The 16979-nt window shown below is 35.1% G+C and carries 17 protein-coding genes and 1 pseudogene; 11 read left to right on the top strand and 7 right to left on the bottom strand.

All coding sequences use genetic code 11. From position 1 onward, the window contains the following. Nucleotides 1-15 precede the first annotated feature (15 nt). The 5 genes from RCJ95_RS10455 to RCJ95_RS10435 all read left to right on the top strand — a co-directional run bounded on the left by RCJ95_RS10455 (nucleotide 16) and on the right by RCJ95_RS10435 (nucleotide 3940). On the top strand, nucleotides 16-1221 hold the full coding sequence (locus RCJ95_RS10455) for an EAL-associated domain-containing protein (protein ID WP_036076413.1): 1206 nt from the start codon (nucleotides 16-18) through the stop codon (nucleotides 1219-1221). 310 nt (nucleotides 1222-1531) lie between these two features. Continuing rightward, nucleotides 1532-2188: a copper amine oxidase N-terminal domain-containing protein gene (locus RCJ95_RS10450; RefSeq protein ID WP_446722235.1), complete on the top strand. Its 657-nt coding sequence runs from the start codon at nucleotides 1532-1534 to the stop codon at nucleotides 2186-2188. 16 nt (nucleotides 2189-2204) lie between these two features. Continuing rightward, on the top strand, nucleotides 2205-2462 hold the full coding sequence (locus tag RCJ95_RS10445; protein WP_221682952.1) for a hypothetical protein: 258 nt from the start codon (nucleotides 2205-2207) through the stop codon (nucleotides 2460-2462). A 28-nt stretch (nucleotides 2463-2490) separates the two neighbouring features. Beyond that, nucleotides 2491-3396: an FAD:protein FMN transferase gene (locus RCJ95_RS10440; RefSeq protein WP_221682951.1), complete on the top strand. Its 906-nt coding sequence runs from the start codon at nucleotides 2491-2493 to the stop codon at nucleotides 3394-3396. After that, nucleotides 3386-3940: a ferric reductase-like transmembrane domain-containing protein gene (locus RCJ95_RS10435; RefSeq protein ID WP_221682950.1), complete on the top strand. Its 555-nt coding sequence runs from the start codon at nucleotides 3386-3388 to the stop codon at nucleotides 3938-3940. Before RCJ95_RS10440 ends, RCJ95_RS10435 begins: the two co-directional genes overlap by 11 nt. Nucleotides 3941-4082: 142 nt before the next feature. On the opposite strand, the gene RCJ95_RS10430 is transcribed toward RCJ95_RS10435, so the two are convergent. Next, nucleotides 4083-5327 carry a sensor histidine kinase gene (locus RCJ95_RS10430; protein WP_369354090.1) on the bottom strand — a complete coding sequence of 415 codons (1245 nt, stop codon included), beginning with the start codon at nucleotides 5325-5327 and terminating at the stop codon, nucleotides 4083-4085. A 1-nt stretch (nucleotide 5328) separates the two neighbouring features. Beyond that, complete coding sequence (locus tag RCJ95_RS10425; RefSeq protein ID WP_446722234.1) at nucleotides 5329-5994, bottom strand: response regulator transcription factor; 666 nt, start codon at nucleotides 5992-5994, stop codon at nucleotides 5329-5331. A gap of 216 nt (nucleotides 5995-6210) precedes the next feature. Between RCJ95_RS10425 and RCJ95_RS10420 the strand changes: the two genes are divergently transcribed. Together RCJ95_RS10420 and RCJ95_RS10415 are read left to right on the top strand one after the other, a co-directional pair. Continuing rightward, on the top strand, nucleotides 6211-6762 hold the full coding sequence (locus tag RCJ95_RS10420) for a hypothetical protein (RefSeq protein WP_257522340.1): 552 nt from the start codon (nucleotides 6211-6213) through the stop codon (nucleotides 6760-6762). Between the two features lie 670 nt (nucleotides 6763-7432). Next, on the top strand, nucleotides 7433-7825 hold the full coding sequence (locus RCJ95_RS10415) for a RidA family protein (protein ID WP_221682946.1): 393 nt from the start codon (nucleotides 7433-7435) through the stop codon (nucleotides 7823-7825). A 52-nt stretch (nucleotides 7826-7877) separates the two neighbouring features. Here the strand turns inward: RCJ95_RS10415 and RCJ95_RS10410 are convergent, their stop codons facing one another. After that, nucleotides 7878-8123, bottom strand: coding sequence for a hypothetical protein (locus tag RCJ95_RS10410; RefSeq protein ID WP_337977094.1), 246 nt, complete (start codon nucleotides 8121-8123; stop codon nucleotides 7878-7880). Between the two features lie 425 nt (nucleotides 8124-8548). Here RCJ95_RS10410 and RCJ95_RS10405 point away from each other — a divergent pair, with 425 nt between their 5' ends. Beyond that, entirely contained in the window at nucleotides 8549-9403 is an 855-nt protein-coding gene (locus tag RCJ95_RS10405; protein ID WP_221682944.1) for a malate synthase, read from the top strand. Between the two features lie 359 nt (nucleotides 9404-9762). On the opposite strand, the gene RCJ95_RS10400 is transcribed toward RCJ95_RS10405, so the two are convergent. Beyond that, complete coding sequence (locus RCJ95_RS10400) at nucleotides 9763-10809, bottom strand: DUF418 domain-containing protein (RefSeq protein WP_257522337.1); 1047 nt, start codon at nucleotides 10807-10809, stop codon at nucleotides 9763-9765. A gap of 90 nt (nucleotides 10810-10899) precedes the next feature. Further along, nucleotides 10900-11853 (bottom strand): helix-turn-helix transcriptional regulator, encoded by a 954-nt coding sequence (locus RCJ95_RS10395; RefSeq protein ID WP_221682942.1) that lies wholly within the window; start codon nucleotides 11851-11853, stop codon nucleotides 10900-10902. 101 nt (nucleotides 11854-11954) lie between these two features. On the opposite strand from RCJ95_RS10395, the gene RCJ95_RS10390 reads away from it, so the two are divergent. Continuing rightward, entirely contained in the window at nucleotides 11955-12485 is a 531-nt protein-coding gene (locus RCJ95_RS10390; protein ID WP_446722233.1) for a dihydrofolate reductase family protein, read from the top strand. 14 nt (nucleotides 12486-12499) lie between these two features. Here the strand turns inward: RCJ95_RS10390 and RCJ95_RS10385 are convergent, their stop codons facing one another. Continuing rightward, entirely contained in the window at nucleotides 12500-13507 is a 1008-nt protein-coding gene (locus RCJ95_RS10385) for a serine hydrolase domain-containing protein (protein WP_313149785.1), read from the bottom strand. Nucleotides 13508-13647: 140 nt separating this feature from the next. Between RCJ95_RS10385 and RCJ95_RS10380 the strand changes: the two are divergent. After that, a pseudogene (locus RCJ95_RS10380) lies at nucleotides 13648-14129 on the top strand (AAA family ATPase). 70 nt (nucleotides 14130-14199) lie between these two features. Here the strand turns inward: RCJ95_RS10380 and ku are convergent. Then, a complete protein-coding gene (gene ku / locus RCJ95_RS10375) occupies nucleotides 14200-15021 on the bottom strand; it encodes a non-homologous end joining protein Ku (RefSeq protein WP_446722232.1) in 822 nt (273 codons plus the stop codon). A gap of 106 nt (nucleotides 15022-15127) precedes the next feature. Here ku and RCJ95_RS10370 point away from each other — a divergent pair, with 106 nt between their 5' ends. Next, nucleotides 15128-16945 carry a DNA ligase D gene (locus RCJ95_RS10370; RefSeq protein WP_446722231.1) on the top strand — a complete coding sequence of 606 codons (1818 nt, stop codon included), beginning with the start codon at nucleotides 15128-15130 and terminating at the stop codon, nucleotides 16943-16945. Nucleotides 16946-16979 lie beyond the last annotated feature (34 nt).

Genomic DNA, 16979 nt, shown 5'->3' with positions numbered 1-16979 from the left:
TTGGAGGTTTCGATGATGGACGCAATTGAAGTGTTAACAAATTTAGATCAAATACATGGGTATTATCAACCGATATTTAGCGCAGACGCGCATACGGTGATTGCCTACGAAATTTCCGGATATCTACAAATTCAAGGTCAGCAAATTAATTTAAAGGATTTCGTCAACAATGAAGATATTCCAGAAGAATATCGAATTGATATGGAACACAAAATTTTACATGCGGCATTAGCCAAAATTGATGAAATTGCACCAGAAATTGATATTTATATTCCAAGCAATCCAAATTTATTGATGCAAGATTTTGGTGAAAGTCATTTTAATATTATCCAACAATATATAGAGGAAAAAGATTTACAGCGTATCGTACTTGTCGTATCAGAGCATCGTTTTATAGGGGATATTAACAAATTACATCACGCCCTACGCTATTTTACGACGTTTGGAGTGAAAATTGCCGTACAGGAAGTAGGAGCCGAAAGTCACTTAGAGCATATTGCGCTATTGGCCCCACATATCTTAAAAGTCAATACACGTGATTTAAATTACGATTCTTGGTCCGCTCAATCGGACATGATTTCTGCCATTGGTAGCCTAGCTTATAAAATTGGAGCGAATCTATTATTTGAAGATATTGAAACGGTTTATCAGCTACAATTTGCATGGAAAAATGGTGGTAGATTTTATCAAGGGCCATACCTAGCTAATCCAGCTATGACTTTTGTTGATAAGGATATATTAAAGGAACGTTTTAAAAAAGAATGCCAGCAATTTATTACTTCCGAAAAGAAAATGCTGGAGGCGCAATATTTGCAGTTGAAAAAATTAAGGGAGGAATTAGAGGCGATTGTTCACCGTGTGAAACCAACAAGCGACAATGTCTCCCATTTAGAGTACTTAGCTGAATTATTGGATAACTACTCCTTCCGTCTCTATATTTGTAATGAGGACGGATTCCAGTTAACGCCTAACGTTATGCGAATTGATGGGAATTGGGAGCTACAGCCACGTGCCATCAATAAAAATTGGAGCTGGCGTCCTTATTTCCTTCAAACAATTATCAAAATGCGCAACGATCAAAGTGGGGAAATCTCTGAATTGTATCGGGATATAGAAACAGGAGAAATTACAAGAACATTCTCCATTGCGATCAACGAGCATGAATATTTGTTTGTTGACCTTTCCTATGACTATCTTTATGAGCACAAAATCTTTAGATAATATTAGTAATTTCTTTAGTGACAACATATCAGGAGTACAATTGCAATTCGATATATTTAGTGTACTAGGTATGATGGGAGAATCCTAAAAGCCTAGTAAAATACTGAAGTTGCCTTCTATTTTTGTAGAAGGCAATTTTTTTGATTTCAATCAGGAATGCTATTTAAATTCTCATAGAAAATTACCTACCTCTTTCGAAACAAAAATGGCAAGCAATACATTTGTTAAATTTGTATTGAATGATTTTGTTTTTTCAGTATTTTTTCATTTAGCTTAATTAAGATGGAAATAACATAAAGGAGCTGAAAAAATGAGGATTATCAAAATACTTCTAATTATGATTTTAATTTGGCCATTTGTTGATACCAAAATAGCAAAAGCGGATGATGAAAATGATTATAAAAAATACGAGGGTGATGTTCATAAAAAGCACGATGATGATTATGAAGAGGAAGATGAAGAGGAAGATGATGATTATGATTATGATTATGATTATTATAAAGAAGAGGATGAATACGATTATTATGATCAAAGATACCTTGAAACAAATAGTAATACATGGAATATTTGGACAAGATCGACTTATGTAAATAAAGGAGAGTTACCTTTGAAAGAAGCGAAAGAAATTCAGTTAAAACTAGAAAATAATACACTGTCTCTTTACTTGATTCCTTTAGATGGGGAAATATATGTGCCAGGTAAAATTATTGCTGAACTTTTAGGTGCAAAAGTAATTAATTATGATAATAGTAAAATATTAGAAATTAATAAAGGTGATACAGAATTAATTTTTCGTGCGGGGAAAAATGTTGTGTACTATAACGAGATAAAATCACCGATACCAGCTGTTACATTTTATTTGAATGATAATATATATGTTCCAATTAGTGTAATTTCAAATGGTTTGGGCTATGTGGCTGAATGGCAAGAAATGAATAACTCTGTTGTATTTAAGTTTTTAAAGTAAAAAAGGAGATGACTAAATGAAAGATCAAAAGAAAGCTAAATGGATATTAGGTACCTCTGGAGTAATATTATCTTCTTTACTATTAACGCAATTTAATAATGTTCCATCAGATACAAACATAGCTGATCTAAATTTGACAAATGAACAATCAAAAAAAATGTCAGACCGAGAAAGGGAACTTGTTCAATTGGATTGGACAAATTTTGAAATTGTGGGAGTGAATCAACTACAACAAAATAAAATCCGTACCGATCGAACTACCAAACGATCCTAGACATAGTTTGAAGTGGAGTTGAAGTTGCTTGGATACCCTATCATTAAACACGATGAATACAAACTTTTATATTGAAATTGCTGGAACACAAAAAAATGATTGGAAAGACAAAGTGGTGAAATGGTTGCAATACGTTGCAAGAGAGTGGTCAAGATTTGAGCCAAATAATGAGTTAAATCAAATTAATCAACTAAAGGTAGGAGAAATCGGCAGAATTTCTCCTGCATTATACGATTGTTTAAAAGAAGCAGATAACTATTATACATTAACTAATAATATATTTTCTCCGTATTTAAAATTACATTTAGAACAACATGGGTATGATCGATCCTTTCCTTTTCAAGAATCAACGTATAAGCCAATACAAATAGAAAAAAAGGCAAATAAGCCATTTCTTTTTTTGGATCACAATGAAGTTTTAAAAACGGATAATCAATTAATTGATTTAGGTGGATTTGCCAAAGGATACGTAGTTGAAAAAATAGCTGATTGGCTTAGACAGGTTTCTCCAGAGTTTGGAATTGTAGATGGTGGTGGAGATATGAAAATGTGGTCGTCAGGTAAAAAGACATGGACCATTGGGATTGCTCATCCATTTCATATACACGAAGAGATCAGTACAATTAGAATTCAAAATGGAGCAATTGCCACTTCAAATCGTATATTTAGAAGTTGGAAACAGCAGGGGAAAGAAAAGCATCACTTATTAGATGGAAGAACTGGAGAGGTAATCATTAGCCCTATCCTTCAAACAACAATAATAACAAACTCATTATGTCAAGCAGAAGTGGCAACAAAACTTGCCTTTTTATTAAATGAACAAGAATTACAAGTATGGTTTGACAAACTACAGATGCCTTGTGCTTGCTTGATAGCAAAAGATGATGGAAGTATATATTGGTTGAAAGGAGGAGAAAAGTTAGATGTTATTTAGTACTTGGGAATGGATTCGATTATTAGGGCTTTTAAGTTATTTTTACTTCAGTATGTCCATTTTTTTTGGTTTACTAAGGAAATCTTCTACTCTCAAGTCCAATAAAAACTTGTACTTTCAATTACATCAAATGAGTGGATGGATGGGATTTATAACTGTTATTGTACATTTACTTTTACTAATGATTGATCAATACGAACCCTATACTATTTCTGATATCGTATTACCTTTTAGCGCAAACTATCAGGCATTGTTGTCTGGGCTGGGAACCATAGCTTTTTATTTATTTTTAATAGTTCTTGTAACATCAGATATATGGATAAATAAAATGAAATTCTCACTTTGGAAGAAGATGCATTTTCTTGTTTTACCTGCTTGGATATTATCACTTATTCATGGGCTATTCATTGGTACTGACACTAATCAAATGTTAGTAATTTTATTTTATAGTAGTACGGTAATGGTTATAATTATCGCACTACTTGTAAGGTTGATGAGTGATGGGTTTAAGAAGAAAGATCAAAAGCAAGGGGTTAGCAAGTAAGCGTGCTTGAATGGAGGAAAGGCAGTTTCTCCATGTTAGCTAGGCTGCCAAAGTAGCTCAAAAAATAAACTAGTTGAATGGCACTACTGATTCATGTAATGCCATTCTATGGTTTATCCATCATGTAACGATAAATAGCCTACTATTTATTATAAAGAGGAAATTGAATACAAAATGTTGTACCTTTTTCCAACTCGCTTTGAACTGTTAATGTTCCTCCGTGATCTTGAACAATAGAATCAGCTATAGCAAGTCCCAGTCCTGTTCCGTTTCTGTTTCTCACAGCATCACTCCGGAAAAATCTATCAAAAATAAAAGGCAGGTCTTCCTTAGAAATCCCAATGCCTGTATCTTCAATGTAGATATATATCATTTTATCAGTTTGTAAAAGCTTTAGATAGATAGATCCTTTTTGTGTGTACTGGGCTGCATTATCTAATAATATATAAATTAATTCAGTTATATTATTTGAATTTCCAATAAATTCAACATTAGGTTGGATTTCTGTTTCGAAAACGATTGTTTTTGGTAACGCTCTTTTAAACTTCCTACTAATCGTTATTAGCAACTCTGTTAAGGAGATTTTTTCTTTAGTTGATTTAATACGATTTTTGTCATGTCGGGCTAAAAATAATAGTTTATCTAATAGCTCTTTCATTAACGCTGCTTCATGCTTTAAATCTTCGATTAATTCTTTACCGAAATCACTCATATTATTAGCTTCATCAGATTCTAAAATATCGAGTGAACTATAAAATACACTTAGCGGTGTTCTTAACTCATGAGAAGCATCTGAAACAAAACTTTTTTGTTTTTCAAGTGCATGTTGAATGGGGATCATGGCTTTTCCTGCCATGTAGTAACTTAAGAATCCAATTATGATCGTAAAAATTATAATTAAAACAATAAACAGTAAAATCATTTTTTGAAAAAAATGATATTGTGATGTGGTCGATTTGCCTATAACAATATATCCTAGGAATTCATCGTTAGTCTGAATGGGTTTCGATAAAATTAAAAGATGTTTATCGCGCCAATTTAAATTTTTTACAAAACGTTTAGAAGGATTTTCCGTTTGAATGATTTTTTCTAGATCTTTAAATAAACCTTGATAGTTTTCGTCACCGTGGACTAGTATCTGGTCTTTTGTATAAATATAGTAAAAATACATACCATTTGGGTTAAATTCTAATTTCCCTTCATTATCATTTTTGTGCTCAAAAAAGTCATGATATTGTTCTTCGTAATAAGTTTCTAGTTCTTCTACTTGTTGATAATTCATTAGTTGAACTAATGAAAAATAAAGAATAATAAGAAAAGCAAAGAAAAAGCCTATAAAATAAATGGAGTTAAATAAAGTTAATTTTTTACGAGTTTTCTTAAACATGCTACCTCACTCTGTATCCTATTCCTCTAATGTTTTCAATAATGGATTTTGATCGATTATAATCGATTTTTTTACGAACTAGTTTTACTAACGCATCAAGGTTGTTGTTAGTCATTTCATGATCAAATCCCCATACTTGTGTATAAATTTGTTCTCTAGTAAGAATGATGCCTTTGTTGATAAAAAGGTACTCTAACAATAAAAATTCGTTTTTAGTTAATAGTATTTCTTGATTATCTTTATAAAGTGTCCTGGAATCCAAATATAACTTTAAATCATCAATTTGAATTATTTGATGAATGGATTTATTTTTTCTTCTTAAAATGGCACGTATTCTTGCTAAGAGTTCTTCCATTTTAAATGGTTTAACAACATAATCATCAGCACCTGCATCTAATCCAAGGATGATGTCATTGCTATCATCCTTTGCTGTTAGTACTAAAATGCCACCTTCATAACCATTTCTTCTAGCTTCTTTGCACACATCGATACCGCTTAATTCTGGCATCATCCAATCTAGAATGACGAGATCGTAAGAATGAAACAGTATGTATTCTAATGCATGCTGACCATTATCTACAGCATCGACCTGATGAAATTCTTTTTGAATGATGTGAACAATGTTTTTCCTTAACCGATTATCATCTTCTGCTATCAGTATTTTCAACAAAGCTCCTCCTACCTTTTTTATATTCAATATAACTAATTTATAACAACATTATGAAATCCACCTGAATTTTTTGTGCGACCAATCTTCTACTTATTCTAAGCCAAAAAGAAATTTTAGTTAAATATCGTAATTTTTTCTAGTGCCGTTTTTCAGATTTTTTTCATATTGTTTGCTTAGACTAATGTTGAAACTCAATATGGAAGGAGATCTCCTATGCGATATTTAAAAATTTTTGGGATAGTATTGGTAGTTATATTTTTTATGTATGATGTAAATCCCATTTATGCAGATGATATTTTTGAAGGAAAAGATGAGTATGATTATGAGGATAACGGTAGACAACAACACGAGGAAGGACGTTATGAGGATATTGGTGAATTAATTGGTTGGTGTACATTTATAGGAATTGGTGCAGCTGGTATGATTTTTCCTATTCGAACCTTCATGAAGTCTGTAATTCGTACATTCCCACAATCTAAAGGGCTATATTTATCTGCAGCAAAGTTAATAGGTAGATATCATATTCTTTTTGGCACAATGGCATTGTTGTTAGGTATAGGTCATGGGTTAATCATGTACTTTAATGAGGGTGAATTGGAGAATGAAGGAATTATTGGCTTGATTGCAATTATTCTTTTGTCTATTACTGCTATCGCAGGAATGAATTTTTTCAACTATAGAAAAAATCGAAGCTTACGAACAATCCATATCTCCATAGCCGCATTAAGTGTTATTGCAGGAGGGATTCATATTTTTATCTCTTAGTCATGTAAACATGACTCGGCTCATAATTACTCAGCTTAACATTTTTGTTGCCTATTGTATTCTTTTCTATATTTGTTTTATAAACAATGTCTTAGACAAAGAATCTCTAGTATTTGAGCTAAATGCAAAAAGATCGCACTAGGGAAGTGTGATGTGTAATTATATTTAAGTTTATAGTTCTTGTATTGGTTAAGGTATTTTTCCGTATAAGAATTCTACACCTCAACTCGCTGTAGGTGGACAAAACTTAGTCACCGACACGACCCCAAAATAACGAAAAAACTAGGTACGCCAAAGAGGGGTACCTAGTTCTATTATGCAAAGGGACACTTGGGATGGAGTGACCCTAGTAACAATTTCGGAGGTGTAAGGCTAATTTAGCTTTACACTACTATATATATGTTGTGATTGCTATAGTTGAATAGTTAATTGCCTGAGAAATAATAAATGAAATGATAAATAGTTTGGGTATTTCATTGATTATCTAGGATAGAAATGGTAAAGTAAACATAACTTTAGGGACAAGGAGGAGAATTCACATGAAAAAAAGAGCTATTCGTTTTTTAAGCATGGGTATAGGGTTCTCCACAGCTGTTTTTTTCTAAAATCAACAAACGAGGGATAAGTCTGCCCTTTTTTAGAAAAATACGATCCTAAAGGAGAAAAGAATATGAAAACAAACATAATACGTAAAAATCCAATACAGGTACCTAGCCCTGTGGGGGAATATAGCCACATCACAATCATTCCGAAAGATGCAACATTGTATGCATTTTCTGGACAAATAGGGGTTGATCAAGATGATCAATTGCCTGTAGGATTAATTGAACAAACGACCAATACATTTAAAAATATTGAAACGCTTTTAGCAACTGAGGGATTGGATGCTTCTCATGTGGTAAAGGTGAATATATGGGCGACAGAGGAGATTGATTGGCATCATTTCGATCAGCAATGGGAAGTAATGTTTGGTCATTCCTATCCCTCTATGACTATTGCTTATGTATCAGCATTAGGGCTACCAGAATTAAAAATAGAGATTGAACTTTGGGCTGCTAAATAGCCTAAAAAACGACAATATCCATGTGGTATTGTCGTTTTTGTATAACATGGTATTAACGTAACATCCTTTTTAATTGTTTCATTTCATAATTTAATTCATCAATTTGCTTTTGTAGTTTGTCAATATCATTGCTATTACTTTCATTTTCCTTCAACTCATCTTCTAGCGCAAGACCAGCCGCAATGGTCGCTAGAGCGTCTCCAAGTGTTGTGATCGCCCCTGCAATGACAGCCAGCTTAGCTGCTTGACTCACGGATTCCAATCCCTCACTATTCCGATTATCTTTATTTTTCTTCAGATAATCCTCCCTACAAAAAAGGGTATTATTTGCATTGTATGCTTAGGATAAGTAACAGGTGAAGAATTTATGGGCATCAAAGTATGTAACAAGGGAAGTTGGTTTTTATAAGGCATTTTTCAGAAGTTTATGGTCTTTTCAAAGATGATTCCAATGACATTCAGAGGATAAATGAATATTTTAACTCATGTAAAAATGAGTTGTCAATAATAAATTTGTAATTTTATTAAAAAATGTTATAATAGTATTACGATAATTTTTTATAAACGTATTTCGAATTCCGATGTCCTATTTTGCAGAAAGAATTTGGATACGTTTTTTTATTTTTTAAACGGAAAAAAATCGAAATTGTTTAAAGAAGTTATTTGGAAAAAATTACTATCTAATAGTAACTTAATTTTTATTCCATAAGGAGGACTAGATGAATGAATCTAATTAATAAGAAAGTTACACACAAGCGTTTTGGCATAGGTAGTATAGTTAATCAAAATGATTCAAGTATTGAAATACATTTTGCATCAGAAAATAAAAGGTTTGTTTTTCCAGATGTATTTGGAAAGCACCTAACAATACATGATAAAAGTGATGCTAAGTTACTTGAGGAAATCATACAAAAAAAGGAAATTGAACGAAAAGAAGAAGAATCGCGGATGGAAGAGGTAAAAGAACTTCAACGGAAAGAACTCTTGCTTCGCTTGGAACACGAAAAACTTATGAGTAATCATAAACTTCATCCCGCATCCCAGATGGTTTTTTGGTGTGATTCAGAGGAACAGAATAGTTCTGTTTCAGAGTGGAATGTTTTTTCAGGTATATTAAAGAGTGGTAATAACAAAGGGAAGCCAAACAAGCCGAGCCGCTTGCACCAAAATAGCGCTGTCCTTTTAACAGCAAGAGATTCCAGCCAGCCTGAAAGTGATAGACGCATCTTAGGTATCTATATGGTGAATGAAAAATTCGTTGGCAAGCTGTGTGAAGATGGACATATTCCTGCCCATTCAAAATACAGAATTCAACTGACAGAGCAGGAATCGGATCAGCTGCTTTTCTGGCAATATTATATAAATGAAAAATTCCCTGAAAAAATGACATGGAAAACAGGGAAATATCGTTATTTTGAAAATTTATGGATGGCTCAAATTTTACTTGATATCATTTCATTAAAAAGTGACCCGAAAGAACGGGAGTTGGCACAACAATTCTTTAAACATTTTTGTAAAATGAATCAGATAGCAGTTCAAGAAATACCAAAGCCTACTGGCGCATTAACCCGCATTTAGAACAGTGAACCAATTTTCAAGATGAAGAGACATACTCGCTTGCAAGAGAAAAATAATGGCAATGAATACAAGTCACGGGATTTTATAATCCCGTGACTTGTATGTTTATGTCCCAGTAACTTTATTTGCTTTTAATACCTATTCCCCACAAAGTACCCCCAATGATTCACTTATTAGGTTTAATAAAAGTAAAAGAAACAGCGTTAACAATGGATTAACGCTGTTTTTAAATTAGTCACTTCGGTGACCAAATAAAATGGGGATGTGTTTCTTGCTGAAGATATGAGCAAAGATGGAAAGCGAGTAGGGTACATTACCAATATATGATGTTTACCACCAAGCTGATAGGTATTTATCCTTTACGATAAATAATCTTTCTTACTTTGTCGTAGGGGAGGAATTGTCCAATATGTCCCGATTCGCCATAGCCATTCCATAGGGCCAAAGCGGAAAAAGTATAGCCATAGCTTACTAAAGAGCAATTGGCAAACATAAATGCCTAAACAAATCCACAAAGATTCAAGATAGCGAAGTTGTCCGATTAAACCGAAAGCATGGCCAATTAAGAGAATGAGCACTGTTTGCCCCAAGTAATTAGTCAAGGCCATGCGCCCATATGCTTTTAACGGTGCCAATAGTCGCTGGAACAAAGTACTTTGTAATAATAGGATAATTGTTCCCATGTAAAAGGCAGAAGCAAATGGGCTAAACTGTAGTCCAATTAATGAAAATTGCTCGATATTTGTAATATGAGGCTCTAGCTGATCCTTGGGCAAATGTTGGATATTAACAAGAGGCTCAGGGACATACTGCCATTGATAAAACCAGCTAGCCATGCTTATAAAGCCCATTACAATCGTCACTAACCTGATTTTATTTCGATGTAACGAGATATTTTCAAATAAATGATATTGACCCGCAGCTAGACCAAGCAAAATCAGTGGAAATGGCATTAAAATTTTTAGACCAAAATAGGCGGTGATGGCTAGTAGGATGAATCCAAGGATGAGATTTATGTCTTTGCGCATTTTATAAAAAGGTAAGGCTACAAAGCCAAAGATAGCATAGACAGTTAAGGCTTCACCTGGTTGGAAATAAAAATGCACAAGCCCCATACACAGTAAAATCAAAAGTCTACGACTAAATAAGGCATAGGCTTTTTCGCCCCTTGCCTGAGCGCGTGAAATAAAGAGATAGAATCCTATTCCAAATAAAAATGAAAAAATGATAAAAAATTTACCCTCTACAAAAAGTGTTAGAAAGCGGCTATAGGCAATATCATTAGCCAATTCAGGTGGTTCAATCCACATTAATGAGGGGATATTGACTAAAATAATGCCTAGTAAGGCGAACCCTCTTAAATAATCTAATGTATCAATTCGTTTATTACTGTTGGTCGGTTGCAACGTATATCTCCTCCTTCAAAACCAATTATAAGGAAGATCTTTTAAAAGTAGTAACGATGAATGTTACGTGAATCTGACAAAATTGTCATCTTATAGAGGCTCTATTGGCTCAGGGTAAATCGCTAATAGCTCATGTGCATGCTGACGCATAAGCTGAATTAATGCTTGCGGTTCTTTAACAATCGCATGTTGTCCAAGGCGAAAGAATAGGGAGCTATTAAAGTGGAGCTCATGTTGATCGATGATCGTATCGATATAACCTGTTCCATCACTTTGATGAACAACCGCTTTTTCAAGATGGGGCTCACTTAAACATTGACGAACGCCCTCGCTTGATAATTCAACATATAAGCGAATAGGCTGCTGAGGCTCATAGTCATTTTCAAGCCATTGCTGCAAATTCATCGTCGTTTTACGGTTTGTTTCACTAACTTTTATGTTTTTAATTCGATCTACACGGAAGAGTAATATTCTTTCATTTGATAGTAGTAGCGCAGGCATATACCATAAGCCATCATGAGCGTACACGCCAATAGGCTGGATATGTTTAGAGGTGATACCAGACTTCGATTCATATTGGATATGCAATTGTGATTGGTTGATGATAGCCTCTAAAACGTCCGTTAAGAGTGGTGTTGTTATGGTTCTTTTAGGGTTCCAAAAAGCAATATAGGATTGCAGCGTATCCACCTTTTTCTTGGCTTCCTTCTGTAAGGATTCATACAGCTTGTGAGAGACAGACTTCATTTCAGTATTAAAAGGTAAATCACGATAATAGTGCAAAGACTGAAATGCAAAGAAAATGGCGACCGCCTCTTCCTCGGTAAATAATATCGGTGGGAGAATGGCATTTGATAGCACCGTATAGCCCCCATGTCTTCCTTGTTCCGCGTAAATGGGTAGCCCCATATCACTTAAATCCAAAAGGTAACGATGCACCGTTCGCACGGAAATATGGAAAGTGTCAGCAATTTCCTGCGCTGTAAATTTCTTTTGCGCACTGACAAATAGCAAAATATCAATTAATCGTTTAGCTTTGGTCATATTTTTTTCACCTTTTTATTTAATCATGCCAAGAGTTGTCATGTTTTATATTTAGTATAGAGATTGTAGAAGAGATTTTCAAAAGAAGAGGAGCTGACATGATGTCACGAGAAATACTAGTATTTATTGCAGGGAGTTTAGATGGATTTATTGCCAAGGAAAATGATGATCTACAGTGGCTAGAGGAAACAGAGGGAGAGGGTGATAATGGCTACGCTGATATGTATCAAACCATTGATACCGTCATTATGGGAAAACGAACATATGATTATATCCTAGAACATATGGAACCGTTCCCCTATCCTGATAAAAAATGCTATGTGTTCTCAAGAACTCGAACTGGGGAAAATGAGCATGTGACATTTATCCAAGAGGATGTCATCACATTTACAAAATGTTTAAAAGAGCAAGAAGGCACAAAGATTTGGATGGTAGGGGGAGGGGACATTTTGGATGCTTTTTTACAGGAGCGGCTAATTGATGAATGGATTATTACGATTACACCGCATTTATTGGGCTCAGGAATACCCTTGTTTAAATCGCCACGTCCATTCGAAAACTTAAGGCTATTGGAAACAAAGCGATATGGTCAAATGGTACAACTGCATTATGGGGTAAAGAAAGAGGCTTAAATCAAGCCTCTTCTTTATTTGATAAAGGAACGATAGATATCTCCTAAGAGACCTTGCATTTGATGGACGCCTGTATCGGTGTTAATCATGGCAACAAAGCCTTTGTCTAGGTGGGGGTAGGCCACTAGCATACATTGATAGCCAACGCCCCAGCCAAGCGAGGATATTTCTAGCTGCTCACCAGCACCGTCAAGAAATACACCAAGGCCCAGCCATTCTTTACAGCCCTGAGGACGAATTAGCTCATGGATTGAAGCTAAACCAAGTGTACCTTTTCCCTTTAAGGCCTGCATTACCTCTTGTAATAATTTTGCTAGATCTGACGGTGTTGTCCATAATCCACAAGCTGCATCATACGGGTAAATAGGGTATCTTTGTGCTGTTACGGTGCCATCTTTATGATGACCACTTGCTGTATTGGCAGTTGGAACTGCGGAAGAAAAAAAGCTATTTGTCATGGCTAGTGGTCGAAAAATCAGGTCAGTCATAAGTGTTGAAAAACTTGAACCCATTGTATCCTCAATTAGCAATTGAACAATACAAAAGCCAGCATCTGAATAGTGAAATTCTTGCTCGGCCTCAAAAGTACTATCGATTGGTATGGAACAATAAGGAGTTGTACCTTTTAATAAGTCGACCATCGAAGGCGTCTGCCATAGTGAATGTAAGGGAGAGAAGCTGCCTTTAGGGTCAATAATCCCCGCCTGATGACTTAACAAATGTCGTAATGTTACTTTTTTTTCCTGAGTGTAGCTATGATCTGGCATCTTCCAAGATGTAAGCTTTTGATTAATATCCTCATCTAAATCTACTATCCCTTGCTCGACCAGCTTCATCACTAAAATGCTTGTAACTAGTTTACTAATTGAACAGGCATTGAAGATGGTTTCGGTATTGATTCTGTTAGTTTTCCCGACCTCTAATAGACCAAAGCAATCTGCTTTCTGAAGCTCACCATCCTTTATATAGGCAATGCTGAGGCCAGCTATTTGTTGTTGCGACATTTGCTCAAGTATTGTCATGAATAAAGATCTCCTAGTTTTTCCTTCATCATACCATAAGTGGGAACGAATGTTCTTGGGAAACTATCGTTATGTAAGCTGAAATCTATTGTATAATAAAGGAATTATTTCTACAAAGGTACATCTAATGGAGGGGTTCTGTGACAAAAGCGTTTCCACAAAAAATACATATCATTGGGTCCGTTGGCAGTGGGAAAACGACATTGGCGAGGAAATTATCTAAAACCTTGCAGATTCCTTATTATGAGCTTGATAATGTGGCATGGATGCGAAAGGAATCAGGGGATATTCTAAGAACAGATGAAGAAAAAAGGAGCACTTACGAACCATTCTCCAAACGAACAGTTGGATTATAGAGGGGATCCATCAGGAGGAGTGGGTTGTTGATAGCTTCCAGCAAGCTGATTGCATTATCTTTCTCGATATGCCTTATAAAATTCGAGTCTTTCGTATTTTAAAAAGATTTATGAAACAGAAAATGGGCATCGAAAAAGCTCACTATCAACCTACTTTTTCGATCTTTTTTAAAATGTTTCGTTGGAATAAACGCTTTGAAAGGGTAGGAAAGCCTAAATTCTTTAAACAGCAACATGCTGTATTGGCTAAACTTTTAATGATCTAGCGCATAAAGGATTTAGATTCCTATTTTCGGCAATTCTAAAGCGTATCCCAATGTAAGGATACGCTTGTTCTTAGGCATTTTTCTTTGTCCGTGTTGTCCGTTTTCTTGTAGCGGGCTTTTTTGTTTTTTCTAAAGAGGCCTGTAGAGCTGTCATTAAATCCGTGACATTTTCAGGAATTGGACGTTGTTTATCGCTTGTAGATATCGTATTTGTAGCTTTCTTTTCTTCAATTAGTTCTAATAAAGCATTGCGGTAATCATCTGTATATTTTTCAGGGTTGAATGTAGTTGTTAGCTGTTCCACTAACATGAGGGCTGTATCGAGCTCCTTTTGTACTACATCCTGTTCACTTGGAATATTAGGTACATCGCCAATACTTCTTACCTCATCTGGATAGTGAATTGTTTCCATCACGAGGGCATTTTGATAAACACGCACGATGGCAAGCTGCTCTTTAGAGCGGATAATGATTTTGGCAATGCCAATTTTTCCTGATTGTTCTAATGTTTTTCGTAACAATGAATAGGCTTTGGCACCCGTCGAATCGGGTGATAAAAAATAGGTGCGTTCAAAATAGATTGGATCGATTTCAGTTAATTGCACAAAATCAATAATTTCCACAGCCTTATCTTCATTTTCCTTACGCAAGTTTTCTAAATCGTCTGGATCCAACACAACAAATTTATTTTTGGCATATTCATAAGCCTTCACGATATCCTCATCTTTTACCTCTTGGTTACAGCCCTCACAAACCTTTTTATAGCTAATCGGCGTATGGCAGTCTTTGTGAAGCTGACGCAATTTGACATCTTTATTTTCAGTAGCAGCATGTAGTTTCACAGGAATATTAACAAGTCCAAAGGAAATACTGCCTTTCCACACTGTATGCATTGTTGTCACCTCGTTTTTCTTACTATGATGTATTTTGAGGTTTTTTATGTATCTTAAAATGAAATCTTCAAACACTGAATATAAAAAGCAAAGTAGGTATAGCGGAATGAAACCAATGCTTTTATCGGAAACAAACGATATTCCTAGTGGAGATGAATGGCTATTTGAAACGAAATATGATGGTTTTCGCTGCTTATTAGTTTGGGATGAGGAGCCGAAGCTCATTAGTAGAAATGGGCGACAATTAAATCACCTGTTTCCCGAAATTTTAGCTTTTTGTCAGCAAATATATACATCCATCCAAACCTTTTTACCCCTAACCTTGGATGGGGAGTTAGTTTATTTACGCAATCATTATAAAAGTGATTTTGCCGTTGTTCAGAAGAGGGGAAGAATGCAAAATCAAGACGTGATTCAGGAACATGCTCATTCATTTCCTTTTCACTATCTAGCATTTGATGTTTTAACCCTTAAAGGAGAATCTCTCCAAAACCACTATTTAAAAACGCGTAAGGAGCAATTGGTCAAGCTTGCTGCGAAGTTCAAATGGCCAAGCGTTAACTATGAGAACCCAACCCCTATCCAAGTTATACATGGTAGTGAGGAGCATGAGAGCTTATGGCAGTCCATCAAGCTTTACAATGGGGAAGGCATTGTTGCTAAGAAGAAAACAAGTAAATGGCTTGAAAACATACGATCAAATCATTGGCTAAAGATAAAAAATTGGCGTTATGTCACAGTCATTGTCACACAATATGATCATAGCAATAGTTATTTTCATGGTGCAGTTTTTGAGAACAATCAATTACGAGAAGTTGTTACGTTTAAGCATGGTATGACAGAGGAAGAGCATCAAACACTTGTCAAATTCTTTCAGACTAATGGACTGCGTAAAAAGCAGTTATGGGTACTTGAGCCCTCTATTTGTGTTGATATTGCCTGTATTGATTTTGATGGTAGTAAGCTTCGGGAACCTAGATTTCATGCCTTTCGATTAGAGAAGTCACCTGAGGAATGTCATTGGCTGCATATGCAACGTCAACTGTATCCTATCCCTGAATCAGTTGCTATCACACATCCAGACAAGCCTGTATGGCCAAAAATGGGTATTACAAAGGATCAATACTTGTTCTATTTGCAAAATATCTCGTCCTATTTAATGCCATTTCTAAAGGATCGCCCTCTAACGCTAATACGCTATCCACATGGTGCTCCAGGTGAAAGTTTTTATCAAAAAAGTAGGCCAGAGAAAATACCTAATTTTATGGCAACAGCTGTGATGGATGATATTGATTATATCGTGTGTAATAACTTGGAAACGTTATTGTGGCTTGGAAATCAGCTGGCATTAGAGCTCCACATTCCATTTCAAACACATCATTCTCAATACCCGACAGAAATCGTTTTCGACTTAGATCCTCCCTCAGTACAAGATTTTTCATTAGCCGTTTCAGGAGCACTTGATTTAAAGAACATTATTGATTATTTTCAGCTACAGTCCTTTGTTAAAACATCAGGTGGAAAAGGTTTACAGATATATATTCCTTTACCAGAAAATACATTTACTTATGAAGAGGTACGTATATTTACAGAATTCGTTTGTCGCTTTTTATGTGAGCAAAAGCCAAATTTATATACAATTGAGCGTTTAAAGAAGAATCGTCATGAAAAATTATATTTAGATTATGTGCAGCATGCAGAGGGCAAGACCATCATTGCCCCGTATTCCACTCGTGGCAATGAAATGGGTTTAGTAGCCACACCGCTTCTGTGGGAGGAGGTTAATGAAAACCTAAAACCCACACTTTTTACGATTCCTTTTGTCATGGAGCGCATGAAAAAAATGAGCAATCCCTTTCAATTATTTCGTGAAGTAGGGGAGCAACAAAATTTTCAAGCAGTTCTAGATCAATTAAAGGAATGAAGACAAGGAAAAGCCTCTATATGTGGAACAGGGC

The sequence above is a fragment of the Lysinibacillus sp. BSL11 genome, assembly GCF_052928325.1.
This window is presented reverse-complemented; position numbering and strand designations above follow the sequence as displayed.